This is a genomic window from Cupriavidus sp. CP313 (assembly GCF_054072015.1).
The window spans coordinates 158,888-183,739 of the sequence record NZ_JBSVZB010000004.1; the positions used below are offsets into that span (position 1 = coordinate 158,888).

The following is a 24,852-nucleotide window of genomic DNA, read 5'->3' on the forward strand; positions in this document are numbered from 1 at the left end:
CCACGGGGCTCGGGGACACGTCGCAGCAGGCGAGCGACGATGACATAGACTGAAAGACCTGCGGCCGGTTGGTTGTTCCCGCATGACTGCCGTGCCGGTTTGCGGAGCAATTTCTTGCACGGAGGTATGCCATGACTACATACGTCATCCTGAGCCGTCTCGCTCCTGACGCGTTCACGGACCCCAGGGACATGAAGAAACTCGCCGCCACGGTGGCCGAGAAAATCAAGGCCGAATGCCCCGCCGTCACCTGGAAGGACAGCTATCTGACACTCGGGCGCTTTGACGTCGTGGACATTGTTGAGACGGACGACCTGAAGCAACTCGAGCGGGCGGCGTTGATCATCCGAGGCTATGGACACGCCGCGACCGAGACACTGCAAGCGACGCCGTGGGACGAGTTCATCTCGTCCCTGTAGCGGAGCTCGATGGATCAGGCTGCTCGCACGGCAGGACATCCGAATTCAGGTTGACCTGACCGTCGGCTGCCCTATAATCAAAGTGCTGACTGAGACACGCTCTGATAAAGCGAAGGTAAGTCAGCGAAACGATCATGTTTCCTGGAAGGTTTACCAGATGAAGCGTGATCGTGCAGGCCACATATGCCTGCAGGCCCGAACCGGATCATAAGTTGCTGAGCCGGTTCGGACTCACCCCGATGGTTGAAAGCTGAGCACCTGAAGAAGGTGCTTTTTTTATTGGCGGCATACAGGACGACGTTGACCGCTCGCCTCGCGGGCGCCGCCATTGAGTGATTCGGGTTGCCGAATCTGAGCGGGGCCCAAGCTGACGACAAACCTCTAGGTGTCCTGCTGGTGACGTGCCGCAGGCGCACTGTAACTTGCATTGCCCCGGACAGCTTTTTTTGCCACAGTCGCCTTAACCAATCGCAGTCCCTGCTCGGCAAACCGTCCGGAAATGCAAAAGTGGACGGATCGGATCAGAGCCGTACCTGATCCGAACTGAAACAAGGAGTCGCATGCGCGCTCGCTCACGCCCTCCCGACGCCGGCTACCGCTGGCTGTGGCAGCTGTCGGCCGCCGGCTGGGGGCACTGCGGCCTGGCCTATGTCAGCGGCGCGCTGCTTGCACCGCGCTGGTGGCCCGCAAGGGAGGCCATGCCCCTGCGGGACCGGTATTCTTCGCGGCGCACCGCGCTGGTGCTGTACACCTTCGCCTATCGTGGCGGTGGGGCACCCGCCGACACCATGCCACCGCGCGATGGCTTTACCTGGCGATACCAGTGCTGGTCACAAGGGGTTGGGGTGGCCTGATGCCGGAAACCAGCCACGCGCTTGCCGGGCGCCCTGTCATTCTCACCGGCTGGAACGCTCTCATGATCGAGGGGCTCTGCGCGGCTTACCAGGCAATGGGCACCCCCGCACACCTTGCCGGCTTCGTGCACCTATCAGGACAGGCCTGATGCGTCCTACTCGATACGCGATGTCGCCGTCAGCCGCTCCAGTGTCGCATCGATGGCACCCAGGGACTCATTCAGACCGGCCGCGTGTGCCTCGTCCCTGAGCAGCCGTAAGCGGGCGCAAAGCGGCGGCGTGCTCCCGCCACCCTCTTCACGTCCGGCGCAGATCAACGCGCGGCCCCTGCGGATCAGGAAGTCTCCCCAGGGAAACGGCTCATGCTGCATGTAATCCTGCAGCGCTGCCAGGTAGCGTTCGGCTTCCTGCCACCGGCGCGCCGCCAGTGAAACGTCGATCGCAGCTTCGAGCAGGTCGACGTGGCAATGGCTCACGCAGCCCTGGGCCAGAATGGCCTCGCCCTGGCGCAGGGCGTCGAGCTGCTTGTCCGGATCGGGCGTAGTGCGCGCCAGGAACGCCAGCACGGTTGGCCCTGAATACCGCACGCCGCTGGCGTGGCTCAGCTGCAGCGCCTCGTCGAGCAGGGACTCTGCCTTCTGCACCTGGCCGAGCGCGCCGATGGCCAGGCCAAGGCGTGCCAGCACTTCAGCCTCGAAGCGCCGGGCCTCCAGCCGCCGCGTCAGCGCCAGTGCCAGCCGCGCGTGCGCTTCAGCTCGCGGCCAGTCGCCGGCGAGCTGTGCGGTCGATGTCATCACGTCGTAGGCCAGCATCTCGCTGCGCGCATCGCTGATGCGCCGCGCCAGGCGCAGCCCTTCCTCGCAGCTGGCTTGCGCGGCCGCAAGTTCGTTGCGGAACAGTTCCACCGCGCCCACCATCGGCAGGTTGGCACATTCGATGCGGATGAAGCCGTGCGCCCGCGCCAGCTCGACGCAGCGGACAAAATGCGCATGCGCGGTCAGCATGCGGCCCTGCTGGTAGTACGCATCGCCGAGGCCGCCCAGCGCACGCGCCTCGCCCAGCACCGATCCGGCCGCCCTGGCATGGCTGAGGGCGCGCTGGTGGGCGGCGAGGCACTGGTCCATGTCGCCCATCGGGAAATAGAGATTGCCGCGCAGCGATTCGATCTCGGCCAGCCGCTCGGGCTGGCCCAGCGCAGCGGCGGCCTGCTCCGCCTCGCGCAGCGCCGCCAGGGCTTCGACATAGCGGTCGAGCAGGCGCAAGGCGGCCGCCGTGCCAAGCCACACCCGGGCCCGCTGTGCCGCATCGCTCGCCAGCAATTGCGCTTGCCGGAACGCCTGCAGCGATTGCGTCGGCAGGCCCAGGTCAAGTGCCAGCTCGCCGTGCAGGCAGGCAAGCGTGTGCCTGCAGGCGTCGTCGCTATCCAGGCGCTGCGCACGCTCGACCAGGCGCAATGCGCGCTCGCCGCGGAAGTGCGCCGCCTCATGGCGCGCCGCGGCGGCATAGGCCTCGGGCGCGCCGGGATCGCCTGCGGCATCCAGGTGCTCGGCCGTCAGCGCCGGGTCCCGCCCTTCGTACCAGGCGGCCGCGCGCCGGTGCAGATTCTGTCGCCGCGACTTGAGCAGCGACGCGTACACCGCCTCATGGATCAGCGCATGCATGAACAGGAAGTCGTCGCCTTCCGGCCGGGCCATGGCCTCCTGCACCAGGTGCTCGCAAGCGTACGCGGGATCCTCGAGCAAATGCCGCAGCGCGGCCGGGCCAAAGCGCTGGCCCAGTACGGCAGCGGCCTGCAGCGCCTGGCGGTCGGCGGTAGAGAACCGGTCCATCCGCGCCAGCACAATGCTCTGCAGCGTGCCGGGCAACTCGTCCGCACCCGCCTCCGCGCCGCGCAGCAACTGGTCGAGAAACAGCGGATTGCCCTCAGCCCGGCGAATGCAGGTAGCGGCCACGCCAGGATCGACCTGCCGATGGCAGGCTGCCAGTTCGTGCGCCTCGGCATCGTCGAGCGGCCCGAGGTCGATGGTGGTCAGCGATGCTCCCTGGCTGGTCGCCCGCCAGGCCGCATCGAGCGGGTCGTGCTCGGGACGTACGGTCAGCACCAGGATCAGCGCATGGCTGCGGGTTGCCGCGGCCAGCTGGGCCAGGCAATCGAGCACCGTGCGCTCGGCCCAGTGGACGTCTTCGACCACGATCAACTGCGCGCGCACCGCACTGCGGCGGGTGGCCAGCGTCACCATCAATCGCTGTGCGCCGCGTTGCCGGCTGGCGGCGTCCATCGCGGCCAGTGCAGCGGCCTGCTCCTGGGACTGGGGCTGCTCGAACATGCCGCGGGCGAACACAAGCTCATCCTCGCCGAGTTGCCAGGCCGCGAGCGCTTGCTCGATGGCCGCGCCTGTCGCGTCTTCGGCGGCGGCGCCATCCGCGCCCGTGCGAGGCGCGACGCCCAGCAGACTGCGCGCGAGCATGCGCAAGGGATCGCCGCCGCTGCCGGCGCCGAAGTCGAGCACCAGCGCCCGGTGTGCCTCCAGGCCATGCTCGCGCGCCAGCGCGACGAAGCGGTCGGCGAGCCGGCTTTTGCCGATGCCGGCCTCGCCGCGGATCAGCACGACCCGGCCATGGCCGGAACGCAGGCAGCTGTCGGCAACGCCGGCGAGCTGGGCCAGTTCCGCTTGCCGCCCGACGAAGGCGTGCTGCGCCGGCGCCTGTTCCACCCCGAGAAAGCGCCGCACGCGCCAGAGCGGAATCGGTTCGGCCACGCCGGGGAGCACGGCGTGCGCCACGCAGTCCGCTTCCAGGCGTCCGGGCAGCGCCTGGTAGACCCGATTCGACACCATGGTTGCGCCAGGCTCGGCGCGCTCCATCGCCTGCAAGGCCACGCTAACCGGCCCGCCGGTCAGCGTCATGCCGCTTGCGCCGCAGGCGGCCAGCACCTGGCCGCTGGCCAGGCCTACGCGCGCCAGCAGCCTGGCGTTGGCGGATTCCGCCAGCCGCGCCAGACCGGCATGCAGCGCCCCGGCGGTATGCAGGGCGCGCTCGGCGTCGTTCCCATGCGCCACCGGAACGCCAAACACGATGGTCAGCCGGGTGCCGATTTCATCGGTGATATGGCCGCCGCAGGCGCTGGCCAATGCCCTGGCATGCTGGCGCCAGCGCGCAAGGGCATCGTGCAATGGCTCGGGCTCCAGGCCAGCGCTGCTATCGTCCAGGCTGGCTACCAGGACCACGGCGTGGCGCAACTGCGGCTCGGCAGCCATCACGGCGGAAGCAGGTGGCACCGCGGCACCGTCGTCACCGGCCGCAGCCATGCCAGCCACCGGCTCGCGGCGGGCCCGCAGCATTGCCTGGTACAGCGCCTCGGTCTCGGGCTCAGGCGATACCCCGAGTTCGCGCTGCAGTGCCGCCCGGCACAAGCGGTATTGCTTGAGCGCCAGCGCCTGCCGGCCCTGGCGTTCATACAGCCGGATCAGCGCCCGGTGCACGCTTTCCTGCAGCGGATCGAGTGCAAGCAGGCGGGTGGCACTGGCGATGGCCTGCTCCGTCTCGCCGGCCTGTTCGTGGTGCGCCAGCAACCTGGCCATGCCCCCCAATGCCACGCCGCGCAGACGTTCGCGTTCGATCGCCAACCAGTGGTCGAACGCCGGCGCGGCAGCATGAAAACCATCCAGCAAGTCACCCCGGTACAGCGCCGCGGCGCGCGCCAGCGACGCGGGCGTGGCTTCACGGGCACACTGCTCGAACTCGCACACGTCGACCTCGATTTCGCCGAGCGTCACGCAGTCGCCTTCTGCCAGCACCACGTGCTGGCCAGCCTCTTCCAGCGCGCGCCGCGCCGCGCTGAGCGCCTGGCGCAGGCTGCTGCGCGCCTGCTCGGCATTGCTTTCGGCCCAGCACAGTGCGGCCAGCTTGTCGCGCGGCTGGGCACGCCCTTGCGCCAGCGCGAGATAGGCCAGCACTGCGCGCGCTTTGCGGGCAGTAAGCGGAATCGGCGTTCCTCCTGCAGAACTCAGCTGGAAGCCGCCGAACAGGTCAAGACGGGCGCGGGCCATGATATGGAAACCTGAAAGCCCATCATTTATAGGCGACGGCACAGGATCACGCGCACCTTGCCAGCGCAAAGATACGAAGCCGGTACTTCCTGGCCTGCCGCAATTTTCACGCTTCTTTCACGCTGGATTGCCGGGCCCGTTCACGCCCGCTACCTAGTATGACGACAACCCCGGGCCGCGTGGCTCCGACATAGCGGACGAACAGGGGCTGCCATCGAGGCAAGGGCTGCCTTGGTCACACTGGAAGGATTGCGTCATGACACATACTGACTCGCGCGGTGTTTCGGTCTCGAGCACCAACACCAACTCAATGGAGCGCTTCGAAGCCGCCCTGGAATTGCTGCATGGCTACTATGGCGACCCGCTCACGGTGATCGACCATGCCCTGGCCGACGATCCGGGCTTCGTGATGGGCCATGCCATGCGCGCGGGGATGATGATCACGGCTGGCGACGGCTGCGTGGAGCCGATGCTCAGGCAGAGCATTGAGGCAGGCGAAGCGCTGTCCGCCAGCGCCAACGAGCGCGAGCGCCGGCATATCGCGGCGGCACGCGCCTGGCTGGATGGCCACTTCGCGCGCTCGATCCAGCTGTACGGCGACATCGTGGTCGACTATCCGCGCGACAGCCTGGCGCTGCAGATCGCCCATATCGGCGACTTCCTGCTCGGGCAGTCCACCCTGCTGCGCGACCGCATCGCCCAGGTGCTGCCCCACTGGACTACGCGCATACCCGGCTTCAGCTACGTCCTGGGCATGCATGCGTTCGGCCTGGAGGAAACGCACTTGTACGAGCAAGCCGAGGAACGCGGCCGCTTCGCCCTGGAACTGAATCCGCGCGATCCCTGGGCCATTCATGCGGTCGCCCACGTGATGGAAATGCAGGGCCGCCAGGACGAAGGCATCGACTGGCTGAGCGGGCGCGCCGCCGACTGGTCGCAGGACAATATGATGGCCGTGCACAACTGGTGGCACCTGGCGCTGTTCCATCTCGAACTCGGCCATACCAGGCAGGTGCTGGACATCTACGACGCGCACATCCGCGAGAACCACTCCGCGGTGGCGCTGGAGCTGATCGATGCCTGCGCAATGCTGTGGCGCCTGCACCTGCGCGGCATCGACGTGGGCGAGCGCTGGAACGAAGTCGCCGACACCTGGCAGGCGCGCGGCGCCGAAGGCTACTACGCCTTCAACGACACCCATGCCGCCATGGCCTATCTCTGCGCCGGGCGCGACAGCGCCCTGGCCGGCCTGCTTGCCAGCATGCGCGCTGCGGCAGGTGGCAGTGGCTCCAACGCGATGATGACCCGCGAGGTCGGCCTGCCGGTGACCGAAGCCCTGCTCTCCTTCTCGCGGCAAGACTACGACCACGCCATCGAGTTGCTGCTGCCGGCACGCCAGATCGCGCATCGCTTTGGCGGCAGCCACGCCCAGCGCGATCTCATCAACCTGACGCTGATCGAGGCGGCGTTGCGAGGCCAACGCGCCAACCTGGCCTGCGCGCTCGCAGCCGAGCGCATGGAGCTCAAGCCGATGAACCCCAGCCTGAGCAAGCTGGTGCAGCGCGCTTCAGCGCTCCAGCGCGAAGCGGCGGACGGCCAGGCGGAGGCGGTCGCGGCGAAGGTGGCGTGATGCAAGCCGGCTGGCCACGTGCCGAGCCCAGGCCTTTGTCGCCGGCACCTGGGCCGGCCGACAATGGCCCATGAGCGGATAAAAAATGAGGAGGCTTGCCTGAGCTCGTACCGAGCCCAGGCAAGCCTCCCCAAAGCGCTCCCTCGATCGTCAGGGCGCCATCAGCGCAGATTGCTGCGCTCGATCGGCGTCAGCTGGCTCAGCTGCGCCTCGCTCAACGCCATCTGCCCCAATACCTGCACCGGCCCCTTCGGATCGTAGCTGGCCGGCGTTGCGCTCGCGCCTTCGCGGGGGCGCGGCGTGCCTTCGGCCGGCTCGGTGCCGGTGCCCAGCACCCGTACCGTGAATACCGACGGCAGTGCCTGGCGCGCCGCGGCCCGGTCGCGCTGCACCGCATCCTGCGCGGCGCTGGCTGCCTGCGAGGCGGCGGCGCTGGCATTGGTCAGGGCGCCGACGTTGACCGCCGCCACCACCGGGATGCCGGTCGACTTGCCCTGCACCTGGATGTTCTCGGCATTGACCACCCGCAGCGCGGCCAGGTTGACGTTGCCCGATACCCGGATGCCGGCCTCGCCCGCGTCGATGGTGCCCAGCGGTGCGATCAGGTCGATGTCGCCGGGCGGGACCTCTGCGATCGGGTTGAGCGTGGCGATGCCCGCGCCGGTGTTCGGCGTGGTGGGCGACAGCGTGACCAGGCCCATGTCGTTGTACACGCGGCGCTGCGGCGTGTAGACCACGGTGGACTTGGAGCCGCGCCCGGCGTTGATGTCGCCCTGCTCGGACCAGCCCAGGATATTGCCGCCGAAGGTGGTGAAGATGCGGCTCTGGCCCAGCAGGATGCTGTCCTTCGCGTACATCTGCACCTCGCCCGCGCCCTGGGTCAGCATCCCCGAGCCCTCGCCCGGAACGAAGCCGCCGTCCACGCCGACCAGGGTGCGCCCGCCCGGCGTCAGCACGCTGATGTCGCCGCCGAAGTTGGTATGGATGCCGGCATCAAGCACATCGTAGTAGGGCACCTCGTAGCTTGGGCTGCCCGCGGCCACCCACTCGGCCTTGGTCAGGTACTTCACGCCCGCCCTGGGACGGGTGGTGTAAATCCCATCCTGGTTGTTGATGCCGCTCATGTAGTACCGCGCGCTGCTGAACATGGTCAGGTCGCCCTGGTAGTCCAGCCTGGCGCCTTGCCGGTCCTGCTCCGGGAACAGCGTGGCGATGGCCTCGCGGCCGCGCAGGTAGCTGCCGGCGCGCGGACCCTCGGCGTCGTTGTACTCGCGGCCCGATGCCTTGAGCTCGGCGTAGTACACATTGCGCAGGTAGGCGCGCTGCTGCTCGGGCGGCAGCGCGGCGAAGAACTGCCGCGCATCCATGGTGGCCGCGTCGAAATGCAGGCCCAGGCCATTGCTGCCGCCGAAGCGGCCGGTGAGCCAGTTGACCAGGTGCAGCTGGCCGGCCAGGCCGTATTCGCGCTGCAGGTCGCGGTTGGCCGCACTGGTGCCGGCGGCCTGCGCCTGCTGGCGCGCCTGGTCCAGTTCGGCCTGCTTGCCGGCCAGGAAGGCGGGCGCGCCCGCTTCGTCGCCGCCGTACCCGAATTCGGCGCGCAGCCAGTCGGCCAGTGTCAGCTTGCCGCCGTAGATGGTCACCGCCTTGCCCGGCTGCCCGGCCAGCGGGCGGCCGGCGTCGGCCTGGTTGGCCGGGTCCAGGTAGCGCGCGGCGAAGGCCTGGAAGCCGAGGCCGTCGAGGCCCCTGGCGCCCACCCCGGCGGCCACCGCGATGCCGGCGCCGCTGGAGCGGTCGCCCGGCGTCACATTGGCCACCGCGCCGATGCTCTTGAGCTCGCCCTTGTCGGCCAGGTAGAGATCGCGCCCGGCGGTCACTTCCAGCAGGCCGGAGCCGGCCACGTAGAAACTGCCGCCGCGGACATCGCGGCCGGCCGAGACCACCGAGACATCGTCCGCGTTGTTATGCACGATCAGGTTGCCGCGCGCGCTGCCGCCCGAGATCGGGGTGGGCCGCAGCGGCGCGTCGGGCTCGCCCCTGTAGAACTCGCCGAGCCAGCCCAGCGCATTTTCCGGCGCCAGCTCGAAGCTGCCCAGGGGCGTGCCGGCATTGACGATATCGCGCCCGGCACGGATCGCCACCGGTCCGCTGCCCTCGTACCAGGTTTCATGGTTGCCCGGCGCGCCATTCAAATTGCCGCGGTAGACGATGGTGCCGGTGCGCAGCCCGACGATATCGCCGTCACTCGCATAGAAGCGCGCGGGCGGCTGCCCGACGCGCGCGTAGCCGGATGCCGTCGGCGGGGTGAGGCTGAACAGCGGATAGAGCTGCGCGCTCTCCAGCCCCTTCCAGAACATCAGGCTGGGCGCCAGCGCCTGCGGGTCGAGGTTGCCGACATTGTGGGCCCCGAACCAGGCCTTCCCGACGACGCCGACAAAGGCCGGGTTGAACGGGCTGGGCAACGCCGTGGGGTCGGCGCCGGACTGGGTCACCGCATAGCCTGCGGCGTAGATGGAATCGCCCGCCAGCAGTTCGAGCGCGCCGGTGCCCTGCACGGCGAAGCGCGGGCTCACCGGCGACGGCGCCAGCACCAGCCCGACCGGAGACTGGTCCGGGCGGCCGTTGTTCAGCTGGCCCGAACTCGCGTTGCCGTAGTAGAGGCTGCCGCTGGGCGCCGCCGCGCGCAGGATAGCCGGCATCACGAAGCGCCCGTCGGTGGCGCTGTGGTTGCTGCGCGCGCGCTGGTCCATCCAGGCCATCGATGGCGTCAGGTTGCCGCCCGCGCTGAACAGGTCGATGGCGGTGGCCGGCGTCCACAGCGAGAACCAGCTCCAGCCTTCGCCATCGTGGGCGGTGCCGCTGAGCGTGAAGGGGGTGCCGTTGTGGAACTGGGGCACGCGGCCGGGATCGCCCACGCCGCCGAGCGCCAGGTCGCCGCGCGCGTCGATGCGCACGCCGGCGTCGCCCGGCACCAGCACCGGCCCGCCGCCCGCGATCGCCGAGGTCGAGACATAAGGCTGGTAGGCGCGCGACTCCATCGGATCGGCACGGTCATAGCGCAGCTCGATGCCGCCCACCGCGCCGGCTTCGAGGCGCATCGCCCCGCGCAGGTTGACAAAGGTGCTGTTCAGGTCCAGCCGCGGGCTCTGGAAGCGGGTCTCGGGCCGGATTTCGCCACCGGAATCGGGCTGGGCGCGGACTTCCGCCACCGGGTTCAGGCCGCCGCCGATGCGGATGTCCAGGTCGCCGCCGCCGGTCAGCGTCAGCTGGCTGCCATCGGCCGAAACGCGGCCGGTGCTGGCCACGGCCAGGTTCAGGCCCTGGCTGCGCGACAGGAAGCCGGCGCCATTGCCCATGCGCGACTCCAGCATGCCGGCATTGCCGCCAGCTTCCAGCACGAGGTTGCCGCCGCCGAGCGTGCCGATGCCGGTGAAGCCCACCAGGAACGGCGCGGTGCCATGCAGCGCACTGGTGTCCGGAATCGCCTCCACATAGCTGCCGAAGTTGATCCACCACGCCGTGGGCACGCCCTCCCCCGCCGCCGCTGCGCTGCCGGTACCCTGGCGCCACAGCCATCCGCCCACGGCCGAGGTGTCGAAGTGGCCACGCATCACGCCCAGCGCATCGTCCATGCGTTGCGTACCGGGCTTGACGCCGATCACGTCGCCGCGCACATCACCCTGGGCCCGCACCAGCACGTTGCCGCCATGCTCGGGATACCAGGCGCGGTAGAGGCTCTGGCTGCCGCCGTCGATGAAGGGTTCGAGGAAGCCGCCGTTGGCGCCCAGCAGCGTGCCCCCGTTGCCGACCGCGCGGCGCTGGTTGTAGGCGGCATCGACGCCCGCGGCCTGGGTGCCGGCGGTATAGACGCCGAACGGCGAAGTCATGGTGAAGTCGCCGGCGGCGAGCAGGTCCAGGTCGCCGGTGCCGGTGCGCAGCACGCTGAACAGCTGCTGGCGCGCGGGTGTCATCTTGTCGTCGTATTCGGGCGGCGTGCCGTCGGCCACCTTGACCACCAGCACCCCCAGCCCCGCGTTGTTAAAGTCGGCCACCGACGCTTCGCCGCCCCAGTCGTCGAGGTTGATCGGCGTGCCCGCGGGCTCGCCAAAAAAGGGTTCGGCGTCCGGCCCCCAGACGTACTGGCCCGGCAAGCCAGTGCCCGGCCTGAGCACCCGTTCCGGCCCGGGGCCGTAGTGCGTATCGGCCAGCAGGATCTGCCCGCGCGTGCTGCGCGGCAGCAGCGCGCGCGTATCGGCCGCCGCCGTGTCGGCGCCGCCCACCAGCCGCATCGACCACGATTGCGAGCCTTCGGCCAGCATCGGCGCCAGTGCCCAGGTGCGGCCCTGGTTGCCGCTGGCATCGGCGGGGCGCAGCAGCACGCTCTGGGCATCGCCCGGCAGCTTCACCACGGTTTCGCTGGGGATCATCGCGCCCTTGCGCAGCGGCAGGTCGCCCGCCAGCACCACGCCGTTGACGGGGTTCCAGGCGCCCGAGTCGCTCACGGCGCCGTCGGGGAAAGGCAGCGGCACGCCGGCCGGCCAGGTCATCGCGGCCACCCTGGCCGCGCCCGGCAGGCGGTTGCCCGCATCGAGCTGCATGCCGCTCGTGAGCGTGAGCGCCGCGGACAATACCGTGCCGGCGGCGTGGATCACATTGCCCTGGCCATCGCGGATGGCGCCGCCCAGCACCGTGCCGGCCGGCAGCAGCAGGTCGGCCGTGAGCGTGGCGCGCGTGGCCAGCTCGGTGCCGGCGCGCAGGCTCATGGCCTGCATCGGCAAGGCGTAGTTGAGCGCGCGGCCTGGGTTGAAGAAGGTGCCGTCGGCAAGCGTGACGGTGCCGTCGACCGGCACCACCACGTCGCCGCCCCAGGGCACGCGGCCCTTGAGCAGCATCCAGCCCTGGTCGTCCGGCGTGACCGGCAGCGCCGCGCCGTCGAAGCCGTCCGACACGCTGCCGAAGATCTTGAGGTCGCCGCCGGCGCGCAGCACCAGCGCGCCCGCCTCGCCCGAGCCGCGCGCGGCGCTCTGCTGCGTATGCGGATTGACGCTGGCGTAGCGGAAGCCTGACAGGTCGATATCGCCGTCAATATGCAGGTCGCCGTCCGGCGTGGCGCTGACGATCTCGACGCCGGGGCGCAGATGGAAGGCGTCCGCGTAGCGGCGCAGGCCGGCCAGCCTGCGGCTCATCAGGTCGCCGTTGGCCAGCGCGTGGGCCATGAAACCGACGCTGTCGTCGTGCTTCTCGTTCAGGTAGGCCTGGGTGACGGACTGGTAGCCGCGTCCGTCGGCGGTGCCGCCGGTGACCAGCGGCGCATCGTTGTACGTATGGAAGGCGTTGACCGTGACCGCGCGTGCGCCGTCGATCCGCACCGTGCCGGCCGCGTCGATGTCGATATCGTTGCCGGTGGCGCCGCCGAGGCGGCGCGCGCTCAGCTCCACCGTGCCCAGCGACTGCGCCGCGCCGTCGGTGCCGGCACGCACATCCATGCGCGCGCCGTCTGCCAGCAGCAGCCGCCCGTGGCCGGCGTTGATGTCGATCACGGCGCGGTTGGGCGCCTCGATCAGCTTGCCGTAGCTGTCCACGCGCAGCACGCGGCCGTGCGCGTCGAGCAGCGCCGCGCCACCGATGGTGACGCCGTTGCGCGCGGCCAGGCGGATGCTGCCGACCTGCTCGCCGCTGGCGTCGACCGTGCCGTTCACCACCAGGCGGCCGCCGTCCACCGAGACGCTGATCTCGCGCGCCTTCAATTCGTCGCCCACCGTCAGGTCGCCCTGCTTGAGCTGGAAGCTGCGGCTGCCGTGCACCTTGCCCTCGTTCAGGCGCTGGTTGAGCCCGGCGAAGTCGGCGATATGCTGGCCGCGGATATCGGCGCCGCCGGCCGCGAACGGCACCAGCGTGCCGCCGGCATCGTAGTGGCCCGTGCTGGCGCCCGCGATGGCGCCTTGCAGGTCCACCGTGCCGGCGCCGCTGCCCACGGCCACGGCGGTGAGCTTGCCGGCGCGGTTCTCCTGGGCGGACAGGTCGATACGCGAGCCCGCCGCCTGGCGGATATCGCCGGCCCGGCTTTCCAGCACCACGTCGCCGCCCCAGCTGTACTTGCTGACATCGAAGAAATCGATCCTGCGTCCGGCGAGGTCGAGCTGCGCGCGGTCGCCGAGCACCACGTCGCCCGTGGCCGACAGCGTGAGCTTGCCGCTGGGCAGCGCCACCGCCGTGTCCAGCACCACGCTGCGCCCGTCGAGCGCCACCTCGGCGCCCAGCGCCGCCGCCAGTTCCTGGCTGGACAGCGCCGCCGCGGCCGCGCCGGCCGGCGCGGCAACGCGGATCTCCTCACCCGCGCGGATCTTGTTGACCGAGCCAGCCTGGCCGGTCAGGAGCGGCGTGTTGACCTGCAGGCTGCCGCCGCTGTACTGGTAGCCATTGGTGGCCGCATCCCATGCGCCGCGCGCCTGGTAGACCGAGAGCGAGCCCTTCTGGTTGGCCGTGATGCGGTCGCTGGCATTGAGTTCCACCTGGCCGAAGCCCAGCACCAGCCGGTCCATGTCGTGGACGGTATCGGGCCGCGAGCCCGGACCGTAGCCGAATTCGATCCGGCGGGCGTCGATGGCAAGACGCCCGCTGCCCGTGCCGGCGCCGCCGGCCGCCACCTGTCCCGGCGCGGCATTGGCGCCGTTCCAGACCAGCACGTCGGTGCGGATGCGCGCCTGCGCATCGGCATCGCCCAGGCCATAGATGGCCGGCGAGGTCAGCACCAGGCGCTCCAGCGAGGACTTGCCGGTGGCCGGATCGATGGTGGACAGCTCGATCGAATCGTAGAAATTGACGGCATCGCGCGCGGTCAGCACCAGGTTTTCCAGCGCCGGCGCGCCCGTGCTGGTGTCGCCGCGCAGCAGCCGGTCCAGCACGCCCTGGTTGAGCGTGAGCCCGGGCGCGAGGGCATTGCGCGCCGCCACCGCGGCCAGCGATGCCTCGCTGCCGACATTGATGCCGCCAACCGCCAGCGACAGATTGCGCGTGCCATAGCGCGCCGTGTCGCGCAAGTCGAAGCTCTGATCGGTGACGGCGGCGATGGTGCCTTCGGAGTACAGCTGCGTGGTGCCGTTGCACACGGCCCCGGGCTTGCAGGCGCCGATGTCGATGCGGCCCGGGCCACGGTCCGGATCGTTGGAGGCCGTGGGCGCCAGCACGTCCAGCCAGCCGTTGGATACCGCCAGCACCGAAATCGGCCCGGGCTCGTACACATAGCCATGGGTCGAATCCCAGGCTGCCTTGCCCCGGCCCAGCGTATTGATGCCCGCGCCCTGCTCGATGACGATGCCGCCCTGCTTGTTGCTGGTGACCAGGAACACCTCGCCCGCCCTGAGCACCGCGCCTTCGCGCAGCATGATGTTCCTGCTGTTGCTGGAGAAGACCGCAACGTTGTCGCGCTGCGTGCTGCCGGTGGCGCTGACGGCCACCGCGGGCAGGCCGCCGATGCCCAGGCGGTTCGCGCCGATGGCGTTGAGGTCGTCCGCGCGCAGGGAAATCAGGCTCATCAGGCCGGTGCCGGCCACCGGGGTGGGCGCGGCGCCCGCGGCCAGGATCTCGTAGTTGCCGCTGTCGCTCAGGACCAGCGCGCTGCCGCCGTGGCCGCCCTGCGGCGTGCCGTAGTCGGTCGAGCCAGCGAAGCGCAGCGGCGGCGCGTCGCCGAGCTTGCCCTTCGACGTGTCGGGAATGAAGTCCAGCCTGAGTGTCTTGGCGTCGCGCTCCAGCATGCTGCGCGGCACGCCGTCGCGCTCGGCCCGGGCCACGCCGAAATCGGCGTAGCTCATCTCGTTGTACTGCGAATACCGGCGCAGCACATCGGCGGACGTCACCAGCGCCTGGACAGGCAGGGCGTCGCGGATGCCGGTGTTGACCGTGCCGAGCTGCGCGCCGGCGGCATACGAGCCATTGCGCATGGCCAACGCCTGGTCTGGCGGCACGGCCTTGCTGCCGATGCCGTTGAGCTCGACGCGGAACGCGCCCGGCAACAGGGCGAAGGTCGAAGGCAGCAGGGTATAGGTGCCGGCGGGCAGGCCCGGCACGCCCGCGCCGATGGTGATCTGCCGGCCGATGGCCGGATCGCTGGCGCCCTTCTCGACCACGATCGGCGCATAGCCTGCCTGCACCCCCGGCACGATGGCATAGACCGGGTTGGTGGCCAGCCCCGGCAGCGTGAAGCCGCCCTTCAGCGACACCTGCGCCAGCGGATGCAGGCGCGCGTCGGTGGAGCCGCCCCGGCCCGCCAGGAAGGCAGCACCCTTGAGCTCGCCGCCGCCGCGCAGGTCGAGCAGCGCATCCTTCTGCACGTCGATGGCGTGGCCCGACAGCACGATGGCCGGCCCCGCGCCCACGCGGTCGAACTCCGCATCCGTGCCGTTGTGCATATAGCTCAGGCCGTCGAGCGAGCCGCCGTATGGCATCACCAGCCCGTTGGCGCTGACCGAGGTCACGCTGCCCGGCAGCAGGTTGACCTGGCCGGTTTCCTCGCCATGCAGCTTGGATCCCACCGAGACGGTGCCCAGCGGGGCCCGCAGCACCCCGCCCTGGTTGACCGTGGGGCCGGCGAGGATCAGGCTGCCGAACACCGAATACGGCATGGCGGGCAGCGCCTCGCCCACGCGCTCGATTGTCAGGCTACGGGTGGGGTCGAAGCCGCGCGCCGGATTGCCCCATTGATCGATGATGTTGCGCAGGCCGGCCACGACCTTGCCGCTGTCGTGCATGGCCGGGTAGACCTGCGTGGCGGCGAGCGTCAGGTTGCCGGGCTGGTACAGCACCGCGGCGCCGGACAGGCGGATATCCGAGGCGCTGCGCAGCGTCATCTGGTCGAACGCGCCGCGCTCCACCTTGAGCGGGTCGCCGGCGTTGCGGATGATCTCGCCGCGCGCGCCGATGCCGAGCTCGCCCACCAGGTCGAGAAACTGCGCATCCGCGAGCAAGCTGGAGCCCTCGGCCACCAGCGGCACGCCCAGCGTGCCGGCGGCCGCGCCCGCATTCTTCGAGCCGCGCACCGGGTTGGGCATGATGGTGTTGTCCGCCTGCTTGCGCGTATCGCCGGCCAGCCGCATATAGGGCGCCGCCAGGCTGACGCGCGTGGCGGGCGCGGCCTGGTCCGCCAGGCCGATGGCGCTGGCGGTCAGGCGCAGGCTCTGGCCCATGGCCAGGTTCACATCGCCCTCGAAGCTGATCAGGCCGTTGGCCAGCAGCGCAAGGTTGTCGAAGCCGCCGGCCTGGATGCGGTCCACGCCGATGCGGGCGGTGCCATAGCGCAGGGCGTCGTCGCGCATGCCGGGCCGCAGCTCGGCGGCGAGTCCGCTGTCGCCCTGCACTTGCGCCAGCACCAGCTCGCGCGGCACGCGCACCTCGTCATCCGCCGCCGCGCCCTTCAGGGTGTTGCGGTCCACGTTCAGGTAGACCGGCGTCTCCAGGTTCAGCGCCAGCGTGCCGCCGGCGGCGCCCTGCCCGCCCGCGGCCGCGCGCACATCGCCTTCCACGTACAGCCCGCGCATCGAGCTGGCCGCGATCACGCCGCCGTTGCCGGCAATCCGGGTCGCGCCCATGCCGGGCACGTCCAGCACCGCCATGGCGCCGGACGCGTCGAGCCGCGCGCCTGGGCGCACGATCACAAAGGCATCGGCGGCATCGACCTCGCGCGCGCCTTCGACATGGCGTGCGCCGATCTCGATGGTGCCGCCATCGGCGACCACGCCGTAGGTGCGGCCCTGCGTGTCGCGCGCGGTGACGGCGCGGCCCGCCACATCGAGCGCGGCGCCGCTGCCGATCCAGATCGACTTGGTATCGGGCTGGCCGTTCGGCGCCACGGTGTCGGGTGTGGCACCGAGCGCGGTCTGCAGCACGGCGATCTTGCCGCCCCAGGCATTGAGCGTGCCGTCGACCGTGATCTGGCCATTGCCGCGCAAGCTCAGCGCGCGGCCCGGATCCACCGTCACGGTGGCGCCCCGCCCAACCACCACGGGGGCCTGGCCGTACACGTTGCCGCCGGTCAGCACCAGGTCGGCGCCACGCCGCTGCGTCAGCACGGCGTTCCCGGCATCCTCCTCCCAGAGCGGCGGCAGCTCGCGCCACAGCGCCTGTTCCGGCGCGGCCCCGGTGGGCACCGCGTGGGCGCTGGCCTGGTCGTGGCGCAGCACCGGCATGTTCACGTCGATGGTGGCGCCTGCCGCGACCTGCGCGCCTTGCTGGCCGGCCACCTCATAGCGGCCGAAGCCGGTCTGGAACAGGCTGGCATCGAGCACCAGCAGCGGCTTGACCGCGACATCGGCGGACAGCACCACACCGGCGGGCAGGCGGTCCCCCGCAGCCAGCACGCGGCCCTTGCCGAACGGCGTGCCGGCCTTGATGGTGGTGCTGAATTCGGCCACCGGCATGCCGCCGGGGAACACGGTTGCGGGCACGACATAGCCCGGCGCCATATCGCTCTGCGTGCGCGTCAGCACCGTGCCCGCGGGCACTGTCATGCCCGATGAATACCAGCGTCCCGACTCGTCATAGACCACGAACGGGTTCCAGTTGACGCCCTGCGGCACCACCCAGTCCGCCCCCAGCTTGAGCGTGCGCTCGGCCGTGATCTGGATCGTCCCCGGCGCCATGTCGCCCGGCGCGGCGACATCCGACGCATAGGTATAGTCGACCGGCAGCACCGTGCCTGCCGCAATGGTGAAGGCTTGATCCAGCGTCAGGTGCACCGGCACCGACTCGCCCGCCTTCAGCCGCCCGGCCTCGGCCAGCAGGCCGCCGCCGATGGCCACGCCCAGGCCCGAATCGATGGTCAGCGTGCCGCCGCCGCGCACGCCGTAGCCGCGCAGCTCGCCGTCCATGCGCAGGGTGCCAGAGCCGTTGCCGTCAATGTCATACTGGTTGGAGCGCAGCGCGATATTGCCGCCGCGCCCGCCTTGCAGCGAGCCGTTGGCCATCAGCGCCGCGCCCGAGGACACATCCAGCACGCTGCCGCTGCCAAGCAGGACATCGCCCGAACTGCTGAGCGCGATGGTGCCGCCGTTGACATAGGGCAGCCCGCCGATATCGCCCGCGTCCTGCCTGAGGTTGGTCCACAGTCCGCGCGCATCCAGCGTCACGCCCGGCGCGACCGTCACCACCGCCAGCCCGGCCGTCGTGGCGGCAATGGGCATGTCGAGCCAGTTGAGCGTACCGCCCGGCCCCATCCTGCTGACGATGTCGCCCAGCGCAATGGTGCCGCCGCGCGCGGCCAGGCCAGCCTTCACCTCGACCTTGGGCGCGTGCAGTGCCAGCGTGCCGCCCGGCGCCACCGACAGCGGTGCATCGACCGCAATGCCCTTGCTGGCGAAGACCCTGAACGCGCCCAGCCCCAGTCCGTTCAGCCAGCCGGCATCCAGGCGGACGTTGCCAACCAGGTCTTCAGGCAGGGCATCTTCAGCCGCGAACCCCTGCGCGATGCGCTGCACCGCGCCGATATCGACCTGTCCCGCCACCGCCGACGGGCTCTCGCGCAGCATGCCGGTGCCAGTGTCGAACACCGGCACCAGCTTGCCCAGCACCAGCTCCCCGGCCAGCGGCGCGGCCACCTGCGATTGCCGGTAGCCATCGAGGCCGGCGTCGCGCGCTTCGCCCTGGCGCGGCCCCTGGTACACCCTGGCCTGGATATCGCCCTCCAGCACCGCCGTGCCGGTGCCGACCAGCACGCGCCCGGCGTCGCGGCCCACGGTATAGCCGTTCTCCAGCCGCTCCTGCGGCGCGATCAGCGGGTTGTAGAACTGCTCGGTGGCGCTCTTGCCCCAGCGCTTGTGCTCGTTCTCGTAGCCGCGGTACAGGCCCAGGTAGCGGATGTCCGCCGGCGCCGTGGCCAGGCTGTAGAGCTGCCCGTCGGCGCCGCGCAGCCAGCTCTGGCGGATCGTGCCGGTCTGCACGTTGAGCGAGCCGCCCGAGATATTAATGGCCGAACCGGCCTGCGTCACCAGTTCGCCGCCATCGAACCGCACGGTTCCGCCCAGCGCCGCCCATTCGCCGATGCCGTGGCCGCTGGTGTTCAGGTAGCCGCTCACCTCCAGCAGGCCGCCGCCGGTGTACCAGCGGTCGGTGGTGTAGCCGTTGGTGCCCGCCGGCACGCGCACCAGATAGCGGCGGTCGACCCACATGGTGTTGTTGTTGAGGGTCTTGGAATCGCGGTTGCCAGGCGCGTCGCGCTGCTCGTTGCCCTGGACGTTGATCTCAACGTTGTTCGATTCCATCGCCACGTTGACGCCCACTGCGCCAGCCACGTCGAGGATGGCGCGGTCGGCCAGGCGCGTGCGGCGCGCTGCCGCCACGCTGATCTGGCCGCCGGTGGCCAGCGCCAGCGAGTCGGCCTCGAACAGCACGTCGCCGGCCGAGGCAATCTGCACCAGCGACTGGTCGCGCCGGTTGTAGCCGCCTTCGCTGACCCTGGCGGAATCGCCCAGCAGCGCGTCGCGCTGCACGTCGAGCGCGGTGGCGTTGCTGTCATCGAGCAGGATGGCGCTGACGCTGCCCGGCGCCAGCACCACCTGGCTCCTGGCATCGCCTTCGGCGCGCAGGTGCAGCGTGCCGCGCGTGTTGACCGAGGTGCTGGACAGCAGCACGCCCTTTTGCTCGACGATATGGCCCTTGAGCGTGATGTCGCCGGTGGCGGCCTGGATCAGGCCGCTATTGCTGACGCGCCCGGCCTCGCTGCCGGGCAGGCGCAGCACGTCGACCTCGTTGCCGCGCGTGCTTGAATTCTGGTTGCTGTCGGTCCCGAGCCCGCGCCGGATGACGAAGCTGTCGCCCGCGGCCAGCACGGTCTGCCCGGCCGGGGTCACGATGGTGCCGCGGTTGTGCGCCTCGCGGCCGGCCAGCAGCACGTAGCCGCCGCCTTCGGTGACGGACTGCGGCTTGCGCGTCTCGATGCGCGCGCCCGCCTCCACCACCACGTCGGCGGTGGCATTGCCATGGGTCACTGAGGTGCTCGACACCGCCAGGTCGTTGGCCAGCGTCGGTACATGGCCGTTGCCCTTGGCCTCGCTGTAGAGGCCCTTGTCGAACTGGGCATTGGTCATGCCGGCGGCGGCCGCGACCAGGTTGCGGGTGTTGACCTGGCTGGTGCCGGTAAAGACGATGCCGTTGCGGTTGACGATCATCACCGTGCCGTCGGCCTTGATCTGCCCCTGGATCTTGCTGGGCCGTGCCTGCGGATCGTTGACGCGGTTGAGCACCGCCCAGTCGGGCCGCTGCTGGAACTCCACCGTGGTATTTCGGCCCACGTTGAAGGTTTCCCAGTTCAGGATGGCGCGCTCGCCGGTCTGCTCGATGGTGACGTGGGTCTTGCCGTCCACCACCGCCGGGCTTGGCTTGTTCGCGTTGATCCAGCCGGCGGTAAGGCTGTTGGTGTCGACCTTGAGGCCGCCTTCGACCAGGCCATCGGGCACCGAAGGCTCGCGGGCCGCAGCCTGCCGCGCCGCTTCCTGCGCGGCCTGCATGGCGGCGATGCCCTGCGCGGCCTGGCCCAGGTTCTGGATCGAACGCTGCAGCTGTTCATTGGCGCGCTGCTGCTGCGCCTGCGGGCTGGTCAGCGCCGCCGCGGGGGTGCCGTTGGGCAGGCGGCCGGTGGCGGCCGCGCTGTCCTGCATCATGTTCTTCTGCGCCATCCAGGCGCGGCTGAACGGTTGGGCGGCATGCGCATTGGCTAGCATTCCTCCCGCCGCCACCAGCAAGGCCACGGCCCGGGCCAGCGGCCTCGCCTCGGGTACGGCCAGCCTGAACCTGGCCTTGTGCCGCGAAAGCATGGTCCTGTCGTCAACGCGCATCTGCATGGTGCCCTCAATCCCGTCAAGCAAGTTGGCGGACCAGTGCACGCTTCGGAACGATGCGGCCCGGTCCTGTCGTCATTGCCACCGGCGGCGCCTGCCGCCGGTGCTCCTGGGATCTAGACTTTTTGGCGCGCCCGAATCGGCAAGCTTTTCCTTGAAGATTTCGTGACAGCGCCGCCGGGGCATCACCCGTTCAGGAGAGCAGCACCACGCCACCGGGCAGGTGGCGCGCGCTCAGGCCAAATGATTGCTGGATCTGCGCGATGGCCTTGTCGAGCGCGCGGATCTGGAAGCGGCCCGTCACCGGCCTGGCGGCCAGTTGTTCATTCATCAGCACCAGCTTGCCGCTGCGGTAGCGGTTGAGTTCATCGACCACATCGCGCAGCGGTGTGTCGGCAAAGCGCAGGTAGCCCTCGCGCCAGGCTGGCATGCGCGCATCGTCGACGCTGACCACGCGCGCCAGCGCGCGGTCGTCGTAGGCCACCTGCTGCCGCGCCGACAGCGTGGCCATGCCGGCTGGATGTGCCACCCGCACCAGCCCTTGCAGGCAGGTCACGCAAACCCCCGCGGTGGTGTGGCGCACCTCGAAGCGCGCGTGCGTGGCAATGGTTCGCCCCACGCCCGCCACCACCGCAAAGGGATGGCGGGCCTCGGCCATGTCGATGGCGGTCTCGCCCGCGATCAGGTCGATGCCGGGCACGCGGCCCTGCTGGCGCACGGCAATGCTGGTGCGCGTATTGAGTTCGACGGTGACATCGCCGGCCAGCGCCAGCCGGCGCTGCTCGCCGGCCACGGTACGGTAGTCGGCGCGCAGTTCGCGCGCCGACGGCCACAGGCCAAGCGGCGGGTGGATCAGCGCGGCGGTGGTCGCCGCCGCGGCGCCAAGCGCCCCGCCGAGAAAGGCGCGGCGCTGCCAGCGCACCGGCGTGGCCCTGCGTGCCGGTGCCGGTGCCGGCCTGGCATCGGCGCGTGCCGCGTCCGGGTCGCGCTCCAGCACCAGCCGGCCGGCCGCTGCAAGCTGCTCCCAGCGGCGCTGCGCAGAAGCCAAGGCCGCTGCATGCGCGGGATCGGCGCGGCACCAGCGCCGCAGCGCATCGCCGTCGGCGTGCGTCATCTCTCCCGTCGCAATCTGGCGCGCCCAGCGCAATGCTTCGCGCTCGACCCGGCTCAGGCCGCGTGGCTGTTGTAGCGGAGGATTCATGGTGGATGTCATGGCGTTGCGCAAGCTCCCCGTCCTGTATCGCCTGCATACAAGACGGTTCTGGAGCCACGGATCGGCACGGTTTCTTCAGTCATGCTTTTCCATGTGGGCCACGCAGTATTCGTGGGCACGCTTCAGCTCCAGCCCGATCAGCCGCGCCGACACCCCGAAGCGCACCGCCGCCTCCTGGTTCGACAGCTCCTCGACGCGCACCGCCAGGAAGATCGCACGCCGCCGCGGCGGCATCCTGTCGATCAGGCTTGCCAGCGCCTCGACCTCGCCGCGTGCCGCGACCGTCTGGGCGGGGCCAGGCGCGGGATCGACGATCTCCGTCATCAGGGATTCGAGCTCGTCCGCACTCATGTAGCGGCGGTCGCGCTGCAGCCGGTCCAGGGCCAGGTTGGTGGCCATGCGCATCAGGTAGGCCGCGGGACTGGCGACCGGGCCGTTGGCGTCGTTGCGGTCTTCCAGGTGGACCCAGGTGTCGTGCAGCGCGTCGCTGGCCAGTTCCGCCGAGCCCAGGCGCCAGGTCAGGCGCCGCTTGAGGTCGTCGTAGCGTTGGGTGAGCAGCTCGCGCAGGCTGGAACGGATGCTCTCGCTCATCGGCTGTCCCGCTGCGCTTCGCATGGCGAGGCGCATGCCTGGCCCTGCTCGCACTGCACCGGCCGCACCAGCAGCACGAACGGTTTTTCCGGCTCGGCCGGCGCGTGGCCGATGTCGACCTGCCGCACGGCCTGCACGATCGCGGCATCGCGGCCGCGGTCGCCGGTGGTGTCCAGCAAGCGCGCGCGCCGCACGCGGCCGGCGCCATCGATCTGCACCGCGAGCGCCAGCCGGTAGGTGCCCAGCGCCAGCGCCGGGCGCGCGCATAGCGCCTGGCGGACATGCGCCTGCACCAGGCCGTCGTAAGGCTGACGCGCGGACGGCTCGCCCTGCGCATCGGACGACGCCGGCTCCTCGCCGGACGGCACCAGCACGAATGCGTCGCCGGCGGCGGCCCGGGCGGCAAGACCCGTGCCCTGCAGCAGCCGGTGCAGTGCCTGCTCCGGCGTCAGCGTGCCATGCACGGCACGCGAGGTGCGGCCTTCGGCCAGTTCGGAGGGATAGAAGACAGACATATTGGTCTGCGCGTCGTAGCGCGAAAGCGCCGCCTTCAACGGTTGGGCTGGCAGGTCAAAGGCCATCTCCGCCGCGGCCCTGCCCACGCCTGGCCACGCCAGGCTCATTGCCAGCGCGATGGCGGCGGCGCACCCTGCCAGTGCGCGCGCACCGGTGGAGGCAACCAGACATGCCATGGAGATCGGGTGACCTGTTCATAGGGGTGCGTGCCGGTCCGGCGCAGGCGTTGTGTCCGCCCGGATCCTTCGATGCGGCCGGCGGTGTGGCCGGCGCGATATCGACTGGGATCGTAAAGACCCCGTATGACGTTGGGATTACAAAGCAAAAAGGGAGGACAGCGCGCCCCCGGAACACCTTTTCCTTCGCGCCGCCCTCGAAGCCGTGCGCCTGCCTGGCCGCTGCCGCGGTCAGGCCTCGGCGACGGCGGGGGAGCCGGCGGAGGCGGCAGGCTGCAGCCCGTCGGCCCCTTCCGGCGCTTCCGGCGCTTCCGGCCGGTAGTTGCGCAGGTGCAGGAAGAACTGGCCCATCATCTGCGTCCACAGCTGCAGCGATACCGACAGGTATTCCTCGCTGACGCCGCCGGTCACCATCACGTCCATCTCCAGCACGATGAAATCGCCGTGCGCGGCAACGCGGGCAAAGCGCCGGCTGCGATGCCATTCGGCCAGCAGCGCATCGGGCAAGGTGCCGCCCTCGACCCGCAGCGGGCAGCTCAGCGTGAAGTCCAGGTACTGGCCGGTCGCCAGCCGGTTGCCCCACAGCACCTGGAAGCCGATGCCGTGGCTGGCGCTATGCAGGCGCGCAACGCCCTCCTCCTCGATGATGTTGACGGCGCAGCCGGCCGCACGGATGGCCTGGGCGACCTGTTCGGCATTGACGGAGGCAAGCAGGGCCGGCGCGGCAGCTGCGGTGGCTTCGGCGGCAAGGGAAACGGATTCGGTCATGGCAATTCCTTGAAAGCAAAACGTGGCGCGGCAAGGCAAGGCGTCTTGCCGCGATTCATGTCACAGGCCCGGCGCGGCGGTGCCGGCTTCGGCCTTGGGCTGGGGCTCGGCCGCGGCCTTTGCCGGCGCAGCATCCGCCTGCGGCGCTGCGGCCTCGCCGGTGCTGCGTGCGTCGAAGCGGCCCTGGTAGAGCTTGTCGCCATACTCCTGTGCGATCTGCTCGTAGCGCACGCGGCTCTGCGCCGCGAACGGCTGGCGCGCGGCCAGCACGGTGCCCAGGTCCACGGTTTCGTAGGCACGCAGGATGTCCTGGCCGACTGCGTAGAGCTGGGCATTGGCCACCTCGCAACGCGACAGTGCGGTCTGCCGCGCGGTGGCCTCGGCCGCCAGGCGCTGGCGTTCGGCTTCCAGCCCGCGCGCCATGCGCAGCAGCTCGTCGTAGGCGCCGCGGTACTGCGCGATCTGGCTGCCGGCCTTCTCCGCCACGGCCTGGCTGTGCTGCTGGGCCTGGCGGGCGCTGCCGGCCAGCTTGTCGCGCGCGTCGCGCTCGGCGGCAAGCTGGGCGCGCGCGGCGTCGAGCTCTTTCCTGAGCGTCCCGGCATCGCCGCCCGCGCCGCCGCGGGGCTGGCCCGCCTTCAGCGCCGCCAGCTCGTTCTGCGCCTGCTGCAGCTGCGTGGTGGTGATGCGCAGCTGGTTGCGCAGGCGTTCTTCCATGCTCTGGCCCTGCTGGGCATGGGCGGCGCCTGCCGCCAGCGCCAGCAGCAGCGCCACGGCCTTCATGCGGCAAAGGAGCGTTGTGGACACAGCATCCTC

The 24,852-nt window shown here is 70.4% G+C and carries 10 protein-coding genes; 3 read left to right on the forward strand and 7 right to left on the reverse strand.

Annotated elements, in window-relative coordinates:
• Nucleotides 1-131: 131 nt before the first annotated feature.
• Together ACW4E8_RS07335 and ACW4E8_RS07340 are read left to right on the forward strand one after the other, a co-directional pair.
• Nucleotides 132-419 carry a GYD domain-containing protein gene (locus tag ACW4E8_RS07335; protein WP_456803899.1) on the forward strand — a complete coding sequence of 96 codons (288 nt, stop codon included), beginning with the start codon at nucleotides 132-134 and terminating at the stop codon, nucleotides 417-419.
• A 560-nt stretch (nucleotides 420-979) separates the two neighbouring features.
• A complete protein-coding gene (locus ACW4E8_RS07340) occupies nucleotides 980-1,273 on the forward strand; it encodes a hypothetical protein (protein WP_456803900.1) in 294 nt (97 codons plus the stop codon).
• Between the two features lie 155 nt (nucleotides 1,274-1,428).
• On the opposite strand, the gene ACW4E8_RS07345 is transcribed toward ACW4E8_RS07340, so the two are convergent.
• Nucleotides 1,429-5,322 carry a BTAD domain-containing putative transcriptional regulator gene (locus tag ACW4E8_RS07345; protein WP_456803901.1) on the reverse strand — a complete coding sequence of 1,298 codons (3,894 nt, stop codon included), beginning with the start codon at nucleotides 5,320-5,322 and terminating at the stop codon, nucleotides 1,429-1,431.
• Nucleotides 5,323-5,578: 256 nt separating this feature from the next.
• On the opposite strand from ACW4E8_RS07345, the gene ACW4E8_RS07350 reads away from it, so the two are divergent.
• The gene (locus ACW4E8_RS07350; protein ID WP_456803902.1) at nucleotides 5,579-6,952 is read left to right on the forward strand and encodes a tetratricopeptide repeat protein; all 1,374 of its coding nucleotides are present in this window, start codon (nucleotides 5,579-5,581) and stop codon (nucleotides 6,950-6,952) included.
• Between the two features lie 161 nt (nucleotides 6,953-7,113).
• Here ACW4E8_RS07350 and ACW4E8_RS07355 read toward each other — a convergent pair whose 3' ends face one another.
• The 6 genes from ACW4E8_RS07355 to ACW4E8_RS07380 all read right to left on the reverse strand — a co-directional run bounded on the left by ACW4E8_RS07355 (nucleotide 7,114) and on the right by ACW4E8_RS07380 (nucleotide 24,843).
• Nucleotides 7,114-20,778 (reverse strand): filamentous haemagglutinin family protein, encoded by a 13,665-nt coding sequence (locus ACW4E8_RS07355; protein ID WP_456803903.1) that lies wholly within the window; start codon nucleotides 20,776-20,778, stop codon nucleotides 7,114-7,116.
• Nucleotides 20,779-20,968: 190 nt separating this feature from the next.
• Nucleotides 20,969-21,976 (reverse strand): FecR family protein, encoded by a 1,008-nt coding sequence (locus ACW4E8_RS07360; protein ID WP_456803904.1) that lies wholly within the window; start codon nucleotides 21,974-21,976, stop codon nucleotides 20,969-20,971.
• Between the two features lie 87 nt (nucleotides 21,977-22,063).
• Nucleotides 22,064-22,579, reverse strand: coding sequence for an RNA polymerase sigma factor (locus ACW4E8_RS07365; protein ID WP_456803905.1), 516 nt, complete (start codon nucleotides 22,577-22,579; stop codon nucleotides 22,064-22,066).
• Nucleotides 22,576-23,271, reverse strand: a complete 696-nt coding sequence (locus ACW4E8_RS07370) for an STN domain-containing protein (protein ID WP_456803906.1) — start codon at nucleotides 23,269-23,271, stop codon at nucleotides 22,576-22,578. Before ACW4E8_RS07370 ends, ACW4E8_RS07365 begins: the two co-directional genes overlap by 4 nt.
• 231 nt (nucleotides 23,272-23,502) lie before the next feature.
• A complete protein-coding gene (locus ACW4E8_RS07375; protein ID WP_456803907.1) occupies nucleotides 23,503-24,039 on the reverse strand; it encodes a YbjN domain-containing protein in 537 nt (178 codons plus the stop codon).
• A gap of 60 nt (nucleotides 24,040-24,099) precedes the next feature.
• Entirely contained in the window at nucleotides 24,100-24,843 is a 744-nt protein-coding gene (locus ACW4E8_RS07380) for a hypothetical protein (protein ID WP_456803908.1), read from the reverse strand.
• Nucleotides 24,844-24,852 lie beyond the last annotated feature (9 nt).

Coding starts and splice junctions, on each gene's coding strand:
- ACW4E8_RS07335 (WP_456803899.1), top strand. CDS start 132: ATGACTACATACGTCATCCTGAGCCGTCTCGCTCCTGACGCGTTCACG.
- ACW4E8_RS07340 (WP_456803900.1), top strand. CDS start 980: ATGCGCGCTCGCTCACGCCCTCCCGACGCCGGCTACCGCTGGCTGTGG.
- ACW4E8_RS07345 (WP_456803901.1), bottom strand. CDS start 5,322: ATGGCCCGCGCCCGTCTTGACCTGTTCGGCGGCTTCCAGCTGAGTTCT.
- ACW4E8_RS07350 (WP_456803902.1), top strand. CDS start 5,579: ATGACACATACTGACTCGCGCGGTGTTTCGGTCTCGAGCACCAACACC.
- ACW4E8_RS07355 (WP_456803903.1), bottom strand. CDS start 20,778: ATGCAGATGCGCGTTGACGACAGGACCATGCTTTCGCGGCACAAGGCC.
- ACW4E8_RS07360 (WP_456803904.1), bottom strand. CDS start 21,976: ATGAATCCTCCGCTACAACAGCCACGCGGCCTGAGCCGGGTCGAGCGC.
- ACW4E8_RS07365 (WP_456803905.1), bottom strand. CDS start 22,579: ATGAGCGAGAGCATCCGTTCCAGCCTGCGCGAGCTGCTCACCCAACGC.
- ACW4E8_RS07370 (WP_456803906.1), bottom strand. CDS start 23,271: ATGGCATGTCTGGTTGCCTCCACCGGTGCGCGCGCACTGGCAGGGTGC.
- ACW4E8_RS07375 (WP_456803907.1), bottom strand. CDS start 24,039: ATGACCGAATCCGTTTCCCTTGCCGCCGAAGCCACCGCAGCTGCCGCG.